Origin of the sequence: Vibrio sp. CDRSL-10 TSBA (genome assembly GCA_039696685.1) — a bacterium.
Taxonomy (GTDB): domain Bacteria; phylum Pseudomonadota; class Gammaproteobacteria; order Enterobacterales; family Vibrionaceae; genus Vibrio.
Genome location: CP155565.1, coordinates 1,118,886 through 1,130,970 on the forward strand (window position 1 = coordinate 1,118,886; position 12,085 = coordinate 1,130,970).

A 12,085-nucleotide genomic window follows, 5' to 3' on the forward strand; every position below is an offset into this window, starting at 1 on the left:
CTGAATCGATCAGCACCGCCGTCATCCACCGCCCGTCAGGAATAATCTGTATCCTACAATACACGTTACTCCACCCAGTGTGGGAGCTCATGGACGAGGAAGGACTCCATGAACGATACTCTGTTAGCCCTAGTGGCTTTCTCACCGATAGTGGTGGCGGCCATTCTGCTGGTCGGCCTCAACTGGCCAGCCAAAAAAGCCATGCCCGTGGCGTTTGCCATGACCATCATTATTGCCCTGACTTTCTGGGATATGACCACCAACCGCGTACTGGCTTCAGTACTGCAAGGCCTTGGTATTACTGTGACCGTACTGTGGATTGTGTTCGGTGCTATCTTTTTGCTCAACACTCTTAAGCACACCGGCGCGATTACCGCAATTCGTAACGGCTTTACAGATATCTCACCGGATCGCCGGGTACAGGCCATTATCATCGCTTGGTGCTTTGGCTCTTTCATTGAAGGGGCTTCCGGCTTTGGTACTCCGGCAGCCATCGCAGCTCCGTTACTGGTAGCGATCGGCTTTCCGGCGATGGCCGCAGTGCTGATGGGCATGATGATTCAGTCCACTCCGGTGTCATTCGGTGCCGTCGGCACCCCTATTCTGGTCGGCGTCAACAAAGGCTTAGATACTCATAACATCAGCGAAACATTGCTGGCGAATGGGTCCAACTGGGAAGCTTACCTGCAGCAAATTACTGCCAGTGTGGCGTTAATTCACGCCTGTGTCGGCAGCCTGATGCCGGTGTTAATGGCAATGATGCTGACCCGCTTTTTCGGTAAAAATCGCAGCTGGCGTGAAGGTCTGAGCATTCTGCCGTTTGCCCTGTTTGCCGGTTTGTCTTTTACCATCCCGTACGCGTTGACCGGGGTATTTCTCGGGCCGGAATTCCCGTCGCTGGTAGGCGCCTTGTGCGGCCTGACGATCGTCGTCACTGCGGCTAAAAAGGGCTTTTTGGTGCCTAAAACCAGCTGGGATTTCATGCCAGAAAAAGAGTGGCCGGCGGAATGGCTTGGTTCGCTGAAAATGGATCTGGACGAGGTAAAACGTAAGCCTATGAGCCTGATGCTGGCCTGGGTTTCCTTACCTGCTGCTGGCTGCCATTCTGGTCTTGAGCCGTGTCAGTCCTGATTTTAAGCAGCTGCTGCTCAGCTTCAGCATCAGTGCCAACAACATTCTGGGTGAAAATGGTATCAGTACTTCCTTTGCACCGCTGTACCTGCCGGGGGGCATTCTGCTGTTCACCGCACTGCTGGCGGTACTCATCCAGTCCCGCAGCCTGAAACCGATGGCGCAGGCGTTTGGTGAGTCAAGTAAAACCCTGGTCGGCGCCGGTTTCGTTCTGGTCTTCACCATTCCAATGGTGCGGATCTTCATCAACTCCGGGGTCAATATGTCCGACCTGGCCAGTATGCCGGTCACCACTGCAAATTTCGCAGCTGGCCTGGTCGGGGACGCTTTCCCGGCGCTGAGTGCGACCGTTGGCGCTCTGGGCGCATTTATTGCCGGCTCCAACACCATTTCTAACATGATGTTCAGCCAGTTCCAGTTCGAAGTGGCCCATACTCTGACCATTTCAAGCGTGACTGTGATTGCCTTGCAGGCGGTCGGCGCTGCGGCAGGTAACATGATTGCCATCCATAACGTGGTAGCCGCATCCGCAACGGTCGGTCTGCTTGGTCGCGAAGGTGCGACATTGCGCAAAACCGTCATCCCGACTTTCTACTACCTTGTAGTAACAGGAATTATTGGCCTGATTGTGATCTACGGCTTTCACATCACCGATGTCCTGATGAAGGCTTAATGGTCGGGCGGAGACCGCTCCGGTCTCCGTCCGATAAGCGGCAATCCCCGCAATGATGAAACAGGCTACTGACCTGTCCGACTGAAAACGTTAGGAATGTATTTATGATTATCTCGGCCTCTACCGACTACCGCGCTGCAGCAAAAGCAAAACTGCCCCCTTTCCTGTTTCACTATATCGACGGCGGCTCTTACAGCGAACACACCTTAAGACGCAATACCGACGACCTGTCTGACATCGCCCTGCGTCAGCGTGTGCTGAATGATATGTCACAGCTCGACTTGTCGACCGAATTGTTTGGCGAGCAGCTTTCGATGCCCATCGCGCTCGCTCCGGTCGGACTGACCGGGATGTACGCCCGGCGCGGTGAAGTGCAGGCCGCAACCGCCGCCTGCAACAAAGGCATCCCGTTTACACTCTCCACCGTTTCTGTGTGCCCGATTGAAGAAGTGGCCCCCGCTATTGAACGCCCGATGTGGTTCCAGCTTTACGTGCTCAAAGATCGCGGTTTTATGAAGAATGTGCTCGAACGTGCCAAAGCAGCCGGCGTCACCACTCTGGTTTTTACCGTTGATATGCCGGTACCTGGCGCCCGCTACCGCGACATGCATTCCGGAATGAGTGGCCCGAATGCCGCGATGCGCCGGGTCATCCAGGCGATGACTCACCCGGCCTGGGCCTGGGATGTCGGCCTGAACGGCAAACCGCATGATCTGGGAAATATCTCCCGATACCGTGGTACACCGACCAAGCTTGAGGATTACATCGGCTGGCTCGGCGCCAACTTTGACCCGTCGATTTCCTGGAAAGATCTGGAATGGATACGAGACTTTTGGGATGGCCCTATGGTGATTAAAGGTATCCTGGACACCGAAGATGCCAAAGATGCGGTGCGCTTTGGTGCCGACGGTATCGTGGTTTCTAACCACGGCGGCCGTCAGCTGGACGGTGTGCTCTCTACCGCCCGAGCCCTGCCTGCAATTGCTGACGCTGTGAAAGGCGATCTCAAAATCCTGGTCGACTCCGGCATCCGTACCGGCCTGGATGTGGTCCGCATGCTGGCGCTGGGCGCAGACTGCACCTTACTCGGACGCGCTTTTGTTTACGCGCTGGCCACCCATGGTCAGGCCGGTGTGGAGAACCTGCTCGAGCTGTTTAAGAAAGAGATGCAGGTTGCCATGACGCTGACCGGTGCAAAAACTATCCATCAACTGTCACAAGACTCTCTGGTGAGAGGAATCTAGCTCCAAACCTGAGTTGGCCGGGCTTAATGCCTCTCAACTCAGAGATCAACAGACAATAAAACAGGCTTTCAGCCTCCGCAGCTGAGAGCCTGAATAAAAACAGGAAGTCATATGAACAAGTCACCTTCTGCAGCTCAATACCAGCAACTTGAACAGCTACTCAGCAGCCAAATTGATGCCGAACGCATCATTACTCAGCAAGCGAAACGTCTGGCCTACGGCACCGATGCCAGTTTTTATCGTCTGGTGCCTAAAATGGTGCTGCGCCTGAATTCATTGCAGGAGGTCATTTTCACCATAGAAAGCTGCGCCCGGCTCGGCATCCATTTTACCTTCCGTGCTGCCGGCACCAGCTTGTCGGGACAAGCCGTATCAGACTCGGTTCTGATCACTCTTACCGACGACTGGCGTGGGCACCAGATCCTCGATGATGGCCACAAAATTCTTCTTCAACCAGGCGTAATCGGCTCTGATGCCAACAAATACCTTGCCCCGTACCAACGTAAAATCGGCCCTGATCCTGCCTCGATCAACAGTTGCAAAATCGGTGGTATCGCCGCCAACAACTCGAGCGGCATGTGCTGTGGTACCGCACAAAACTCGTACCGCACGGTCGACAGTATGAAAATTGTCTTTGCTGATGGTTTTGTGCTGGATACCCGTGATGAAGCCAGTATCGCGAACTTCAAACAGCAAAAACCGCAACTGGTCGCCGGATTACAAGCTCTGTGCGCCGAAACCCTTGCCAATCCGCAACTGAGCGAACGTATTCGTCATAAATACCGTTTAAAAAATACCACCGGCTACGCGCTGAACGCACTGGTCGATTTCAGTGACCCGATTGAAGTTCTGGAACACCTGATGATAGGGTCCGAGGGCACCTTGGGCTTTATTGCGGAAATTACCTATAACACCGTGATTGAACATAGCCACAAAGCGTCAGCTCTGCTGGTGTTTGCCGATATTGAACAGGCCAGCCAGGCCGTGACGCAGCTCTCTCACACACCAGTCGCTGCCGTGGAAATGATGGACGGACGTGCGATGCGCTCGGTCGCAGACCAAAAAGGCATGCCGGACTTTATTGCTAGTCTGGATCTGGAGGCTGCCTCGTTATTGATTGAAACTCACGCCAGCGACGACGCAACGCTGCAGACGCAGTGCGATCAGATCCTCGCCGCCCTGAGTGACTATCAGATCATCGAGTCGGTGCCGTTTACTTCCGAAAGCCGTATGGTCGCCACCTTGTGGGGCATCCGTAAAGGCATGTTTCCCGGCGGTGGGGGCAGTGCGTGAAGTCGGCACGACCGTCATTATTGAAGATGTGGCTTTTCCGGTCGAACATCTTGCCGCAGGTGTGCGCGATTTGCAGACACTGTTTGATAAATATCACTACAACGAAGCAATCATTTTTGGCCATGCGCTGGAAGGCAACCTGCATTTTGTCTTCACCCAGGGCTTTGATAGCCAGCAGGAGATCGATCGCTACGGCGCGTTTATGGATGATGTCGCCGATCTGGTGGCGGTGAAATATCAGGGTTCACTCAAAGCTGAGCACGGCACCGGCCGCAACATGGCCCCCTACGTCGAGCTTGAGTGGGGTAAAGACGGCTACGCGCTGATGCAAAAAATCAAAACACTGTTTGATCCGCACGGACTGCTTAATCCGGGCGTCATCATTAATGACGATCCTCACTCCCATATCAGCCATCTCAAACCTATGCCTGCTGCCGATGATCTGGTTAACCGCTGTATTGAGTGCGGATTCTGTGAACCGGTCTGCCCGTCACGCACGCTGACCCTGTCACCGCGCCAGCGCATCGTGTTGTACCGCGAACTGCAGCGCCGCCGGGCAGCCGGAGAAGAGGTCGAAGCCAGTGAACTGGCCAAAGTCTTCGAGTACCAGGGAATCGATACCTGCGCGGCAACCGGCTTATGTGCCGAGCGTTGTCCGGTCGGCATCAACACCGGCGATCTGGTCAAAAAACTGCGCAGCGCCAAATACGAGAAATTTACCCCGATCGCGCGCTGGACCGCCGATCACTTCGCCACTACCACCGCACTGGCAAGAACCGGCCTCAAAGCCAATCAACTGGCGACCAAAACGCTGGGCGTAAATACCGTCGCCGGTCTCAGTAACGGATTACGTCGCCTGACTAAAGGCAAAACGCCGCTCTGGATACCGGAAATGCCGCAGGCAAACACGCACCCACTTGAACTGGCGGCATACAATCTTCCACAACGAGAAAAAAAAGTGGTCTACGTACCTTCTTGTGCCAGCCGTAACATGGGCCAGCAACAAGATGCGCAGGATGAACGTCCGCTGACAGAAGTGACCTTGTCGCTGCTCAACAAAGCCGGTTATGAGGTGATTCTGCCGGATGCGCTCAGTGAGCAGTGCTGCGGCATGCCCTATGACAGCAAAGGGATGAATGAACTGGCCATCAGCAAGGCGCAGCAGCTGGAGCAAGCTATCTGGCAGGCCAGTAAGCAGGGGGAATATCCGGTGCTGATGGACACCAGTCCGTGTGCCAAACGCAGCATTGAGCAGTTTACCAAACCACTCGAGGTGCTTGAACCAGCCGGATTTGTCAGTAAATACCTGCTCGATCATCTGGCGATCACGCCCAAAGATGAGACGGTGATGCTGCATATTACCTGCAGTGCACGCCGCCTGGGGCTGGAAAACGCAATGCTGACTCTGGCCAAAGCCTGCGTGTCAGAGGTCGTGGTGCCTGAGCATATTCAGTGCTGCGGCTGGGCCGGTGATAAAGGTTTCACCACGCCGGAACTCAATGCAGCGGCGGTTAAGCCGCTCAGAGAGCAAGTACCGGAGCAGTGCTCGCGCGGTTTTAGTAACAGCCGCACCTGTGAAATCGGTTTGTCGCATCATAGCGGCATCCCTTATCAATCGATCTTGTATCTGGTCGATGAGGTGGCCCGCCCGCTGGTGAACTGACGGCAATCGGGCGCGGCAGAGGTGATACGACAATCGATAAGCTTATAGCTTAAAGCAAGGCGCTCCGGGGAGCGCCGTGTAATAAAGCGGAGAACCAACAAACGGCGCTCAAAACAGACGGCGTTTGAGACCGGATTTCTCCAGAATACGGGTCGAAATCTCTTCCACCGATAACGAAGAGGTATTGATGTAAGGAATCGCTTCGCGGCGGAACAGACCTTCAACGGTTGCCAGTTCAGTCTGACACTGTTGAGTGCTGGCGTAATTACTGCCGGCGAGACGGTTTCTCACGAATTTCAGTCAGACGCTCAGCGTCAATAGTGAGGCCGAACAATTTGTGGCGATGCATCTCAAATTCGGGCAACAGACGCAGCGCGCGGATGTCATCGGCAATAAACGGATAGTTCACGACACGCAGACCAAACTGCATCGCCATGTACAGGCTGGTTGGCGTTTTTCCGCTGCGGGATACGCCGAGCAGGATAATATCCGCCTGCTCCAGCCCCTTAAGTGAGACACCGTCATCGTGTGCCAGGGTGTATTCAATCGCCGCGATACGGTCAAAATAGGTATTGGTGTCTTTACCGACACTGCGCGAGCGCTGCAATTGCGGCACCGGCTCCATCTGAATGTCGTCTTTGACGCGCTGCACTATGCTGTCGAGCACGTCATAGCAATAAGCAGGTGCATTGAGCAGGCGTTCACGCAGTTCGGGGACGACCATAGAAAAGAACACCAGCGGACGTACACCATTGCGTGAGTAAGAGAGCTCAATTTGTCGAATCAGCTCACTCAGCTTGTCGCTGGATTCAATAAACGGGAAGGTTTTTTCGTTGGCCGGAAACGGGAACTGCCCCAGAACCACGTGGCCAACTGTTTCACAAGTGATGGCCGTTCCATCGGAAACGTAGAATACATCACGACTTTGACTTTCTGTATGCATTTTTGTTTAAAACTTAAAAATAACTTGATTAGGATGTTACACATAATACCGACAATAAAACCCGGCATGCCATTACGCCCCCCACAGCTTTGAAAATTTCCTGTGGATTTTTTTAAAGTTGATGCGTAATCGATTGCCACCCTACAAAGCTGCAATGTTTCTGGAGAAAGACATGCAAAACAACACCCTCTGGTATAATGGCCTGTCCATGGAAGATGTCGACAAAGTCGGCGGTAAAAATGCATCACTCGGCGAAATGGTTTCTAACCTCGCTAACGCTGGTGTTTCGGTTCCTAATGGTTTCGCAACCACCTCTTACGCATTCAACCAATTCCTTGATTTTGAAGGTCTGGATGATCGCATTCATGAATTATTAGACGCACTGGACGTTGATGATGTTGACGCCCTGCGCAAAACCGGCGCCACGATTCGTCAATGGGTACTGGATGCACCATTCCCTGCCGATCTGGAGCGCGACATTCGCGACAACTATGAAACACTGATCGAAGGCAATCAGGAACTGTCTGTCGCAGTACGTTCATCTGCGACCGCAGAAGACCTGCCAGACGCCTCATTTGCAGGCCAGCAGGAAACCTTCCTCAACGTTAAAGGCATTGATGCTGTGCTGGAAGCCACCAAGCACGTTTACGCATCGCTGTTTAACGACCGCGCTATCTCTTACCGTGTACACCAGGGTTTTGACCACCGTGGTATTTCTCTGTCTGCCGGCATCCAGCGCATGGTTCGCTCAGACAAAGCTTCTTCCGGTGTCATGTTCACTCTGGATACTGAATCTGGTTTCGACCAGGTGGTATTCATCACTTCAGCCTGGGGTCTGGGCGAAATGGTGGTTCAGGGTGCGGTTAACCCGGATGAATTTTACGTGCACAAACCGCTGCTTGAAGCGGGCCAGGCACCGATCGTGAAGAAAACCTTCGGTTCGAAACAGATCAAAATGATCTACGCAAACAGCCAGGAAATCGGTAAACAGGTTGAGATCGTTGACACCTCTGAACAAGAGCGCAACGAATTTTCACTGACCGACGACGAAATCAAAGAACTGGCTAAACAAGCGTTGATCATCGAGAAGCACTACCAGCGTCCGATGGACATTGAATGGGCGAAAGATGGTATCGATGGCAAGCTGTACATCGTGCAGGCCCGTCCGGAAACCGTCTGCTCCCAGAGCGAGCAGAACGTGATTGAACGTTACGAACTGAACAACAAAGCCGATGTGCTGATCGAAGGCCGTGCTATCGGCCAGCGTATCGGTAGCGGTACTGTACGTCTGGTTGACTCGCTGGATCAGATGTCTCTGGTACAAACCGGTGACATCCTGGTGACTGACATGACCGACCCTGACTGGGAACCGGTCATGAAGAAAGCGGCAGCGATTGTAACCAACCGTGGTGGCCGTACCTGTCACGCAGCGATCATCGCCCGTGAACTGGGTATTCCGGCTATCGTGGGTTGTGGTAACGCCACCAGCACACTGACTGACGGCAGCACAGTGACGGTTTCATGTGCAGAGGGCGAAGCCGGCTACGTATACAACGGCCTGCTGGATTTTGAAATCCGCCGCTCTTCCGTTGATGAGCTGCCACTGCTGCCAACCAAAGTGATGATGAACGTGGGTAACCCGGATCGTGCTTTCGACTTCGCTCAGATTCCGAACGAAGGTGTTGGCCTGGCTCGTCTCGAATTCATCATCAACAAGATGATTGGTATTCACCCGAAAGCACTGTTGAACTTCGACGCGCAAACGGACGAAACTGAAAGCAGAAATCAACCAGCGCATCCGTGGTTACAAAGATCCGATTGATTTCTACGTCAGCAAACTGACGGAAGGCATCGCGACCATCGCGGCGGCTTTCTGGCCAAAACGCGTTATCGTGCGTATGTCTGACTTCAAGTCAAACGAATACAGCAACCTGGTCGGTGGTAAAAACTACGAACCGCACGAAGAAAACCCGATGCTGGGTTTCCGTGGTGCGTCACGTTACATTTCGCCGGTATTCGAAGACTGTTTCGAGCTGGAAACTCAGGCAGTAAAACGTGTTCGTAACGAAATGGGCCTGAAAAACGTTGAGATCATGATCCCGTTCGTTCGCACTCCAAGCGAAGCGGCGTCGGTTATCGACATTCTGGCTAAGTTTGGTCTGCGCCGCGGCGAACAGGGCCTCAAAGTCATCATGATGTGCGAACTGCCATCGAACGCGGTTCTGGCTGACGAGTTCCTCAAGTACTTTGACGGCTTCTCTATCGGCTCCAACGACATGACTCAGCTGACACTTGGTCTTGACCGTGACTCCGGCGACGTTGCTCATCTGTTCGACGAGCGTAACCCGGCAGTCAAAGTGATGCTGAAGATGGCGATCGACGCTGCAACCAAAGCAGGTAAATACGTCGGTATTTGTGGTCAGGGTCCTTCTGACCATGAAGATCTGGCTGAGTGGTTAATGGAACAAGGCATCAGCTCCGTATCCCTCAACCCGGATACCGTGATTGATACCTGGATTAAACTGGGTGAAGTCGCGGATAAATAATCTGTGCAGCTTTAATTATTTCAACGCCGGCCATTGCCGGCGTTTTTTATGTGCTCTGGTTAACAAAAATCAATAAATATTTATTTTCCTACTAACCACACTATTTTCAGAAAAATTCCGACTTAGTTTATAATCAATTGAACCTGTTAATTAATTCAGATAGTTATCATATAAAAGCACAAATTAATTGGTGAACATATCGCATTAATTAACAGATTGTCTCAGGAATGACATCACTAAACTTCCCTCAGCGCCTCCCTTCACACTCTGCGATAAATACCCCTTTAGCCACATATACTTTTGCCTGAAAATATCAGATACACTGCTAAACAATTATAAAAATCCTGGCTTAACATACGATTAATTATTTTTGCTTGCTTGAGGATTGAGCCCATGCGAATCGCACTTAAAAACACGATTGCGACCGGACTGTTATCGGCGGTACTGATCGGAACATCGATATACAGTAACCTGCTGTTGAATCAGGTTTCCAACCAGACCCAATATCAGCAGACTCAGGTCAATCCGATCCTGCAATCTGTCAACACGTTAAAACTGGATATTATTCAGATTCAGCAGTGGCTGACCGATATCAGTGCCACACGGGCTCAGGACGGACTGGATGACGGATTCAGTCTGGCCGAGCAATACGTTAGCGAAGCCAGACAAAAGCTGGTGACCCTGACTGAGTTATTGCCCAACAAGCAAGACGAGCTGCGCCAGTTCCGCCAGACGCTGGACCATTACTACCAACAAGGTCAAAGCATGGCACACGCCTACATAGAAGGCGGGCCGGCACTGGGCAATCCTAAGATGGGAGAATTTGATGCAGCAGCGACGGCGATGGTCGATGCGATGAACAGTATTGAGCAGCATGCCATCACGCTGGATAGCGAATCTGAACAGCATATTGCCCAATACACCGAACGCGCGACATTAGTGTCGAAAATTAATACCGGCGTATTTATTTTGCTGTTGCTTGGTTTCGTGCTGTTTTTGCGCCATACCCTGATTAAGCCGCTCGATCACCTGGAAGAGCTGTTTAAATCGCTCAATTCAGGTAAAGCCAATCTCAATTTTCGCTTTGATGAAGGGCGTCAGGATGAAATAGGCTCGATCCAAAATTCAATGAACGGCTTTCTCGCTAAAATCCAGACCATGGTTGATGAACTGAAAGGAATTTCAGATACCATTTATGCCAGTGTCGACAACCTGCAACAGGTCAGTCACGGTACCAAACGCGGGGTAGAACACCAACTGGTGCAAATTGATGCCTTATCGGTGGCTCTTAACCAGATGAACAGCACCTCACATGATGCGGCCGAAAATACCTCAACTCTGTCGCATAATGCGCATGATATTCATCAGTTACTGAACGTCTCCTCCGATGCCGCGAAACAGACCCAGCAAACAACCCACGAGGTCGCACAGACCCTCAAGCAAGCGGCAAGCAGCATCACCTCACTTGAAGACAGCGTTACCGCTATCACCAACATGGTCAACAGCATTGAAGGCATTGCCGATCAGACCAACCTGCTGGCACTTAACGCAGCGATCGAAGCAGCCCGGGCGGGCGAACAGGGACGAGCCTTTGCCGTAGTAGCGGATGAAGTCCGCTCCCTGGCCTCCAGTACTCAGCATTCGACCATAGAGATTAAAACCCTGATTGACACGCTGCAACGCACTTCGAAGGTGGCCGTCAGAGAAATGAACCAGTGTCTGGATGGCGTCACCACCTGCGTCGATCACAGTACCCAAAGCCTGGAATCAACCCTTAACATCGGCACCCTGCTGGGTGAAATTAATCAGATGTCCGGGCAGATAGCCACTGCAATGGAAGAGCTGTCCAGCACCTGTCAGCTTCACACCGACAGCATAGCGGCGATTCATCAGGTCACCGAACAGTCACAACACAGTGTCGCCGATATTGAAAGCAGCATTGTCAATATTAAGCAGGATGCAGCACGTCTGACGGATCTTTCAACCACGTTCAGCCGCCATTAAGCCGCTACTACCACCGGAGTCAATATCACTGCCTGATGGCTGCAGTGATATTGACCACCGATTATCAGTCTTTACGTCAGTCCTGCAGTCTCCATGGAATGACCTGTAATCACCGTACATTTCGGATGATACTCACCTCCACGTAACCAAGACGTCCAGCGTCGGCGCGGGTTAATAATGAAATGCATCCCACTATCCAAACCACTGACAATCTCGATATCAGCCGATTGTTGACTTTCGATCTGCTTTCCTTCTCTGATCTGACGCGCCAGAGTCGGATTATGGATTTTTAAGATAATCGGGCCATTATCAACAATACCTATCTCCCCCTGACTAATACTGCCGGCGATCAGATGCACCGGCGCAAGCATACACGGCTGCCCCTGCTCATTGCGGGTCAGATACCGCCCTTCTCCGGCCAGGCCATGTAAATACAGCAGATGCCCTTGGGTTGCCTCAGGTATGATCACCATACCCTCTAATTTATCAGGTAAGTGATTCATCACTTCCAATCTACTGTCCGACCAAACGCTTATACTAGCCAACATGAAACATCCGCCCAGCAGAGCACTAATCCATCGCTTCATA

General features: G+C 52.3%; 3 protein-coding genes and 4 pseudogenes. 5 read left to right on the top strand and 2 right to left on the bottom strand.

Going from position 1 to position 12,085, the window contains the following annotated elements; genetic code table 11:
- Positions 1 to 108 precede the first annotated feature (108 nt).
- The 3 genes and pseudogenes from ABDK09_05560 to ABDK09_05570 all read left to right on the top strand — a co-directional run bounded on the left by ABDK09_05560 (position 109) and on the right by ABDK09_05570 (position 6,004).
- Positions 109 to 1,804, top strand: a pseudogene (locus tag ABDK09_05560) (L-lactate permease).
- 104 nt (positions 1,805 to 1,908) lie between these two features.
- A complete protein-coding gene (gene lldD / locus ABDK09_05565) occupies positions 1,909 to 3,048 on the top strand; it encodes an FMN-dependent L-lactate dehydrogenase LldD (GenBank protein ID XAW87664.1) in 1,140 nt (379 codons plus the stop codon).
- Between the two features lie 111 nt (positions 3,049 to 3,159).
- Positions 3,160 to 6,004 (top strand): annotated as a pseudogene (locus tag ABDK09_05570) (FAD-binding and (Fe-S)-binding domain-containing protein).
- Positions 6,005 to 6,112: 108 nt separating this feature from the next.
- Here ABDK09_05570 and ABDK09_05575 read toward each other — a convergent pair.
- A pseudogene (locus ABDK09_05575) lies at positions 6,113 to 6,947 on the bottom strand (pyruvate, water dikinase regulatory protein).
- Positions 6,948 to 7,119: 172 nt separating this feature from the next.
- Here ABDK09_05575 and ppsA point away from each other — a divergent pair.
- Positions 7,120 to 9,493, top strand: a pseudogene (gene ppsA / locus ABDK09_05580) (phosphoenolpyruvate synthase).
- 393 nt (positions 9,494 to 9,886) lie between these two features.
- Positions 9,887 to 11,497 (top strand): methyl-accepting chemotaxis protein, encoded by a 1,611-nt coding sequence (locus tag ABDK09_05585; protein XAW87665.1) that lies wholly within the window; start codon positions 9,887 to 9,889, stop codon positions 11,495 to 11,497.
- A 71-nt stretch (positions 11,498 to 11,568) separates the two neighbouring features.
- Here ABDK09_05585 and ABDK09_05590 read toward each other — a convergent pair whose 3' ends face one another.
- A complete protein-coding gene (locus ABDK09_05590; GenBank protein ID XAW87666.1) occupies positions 11,569 to 12,084 on the bottom strand; it encodes a hypothetical protein in 516 nt (171 codons plus the stop codon).
- Between the last annotated feature and the right edge of the window lies 1 nt (position 12,085).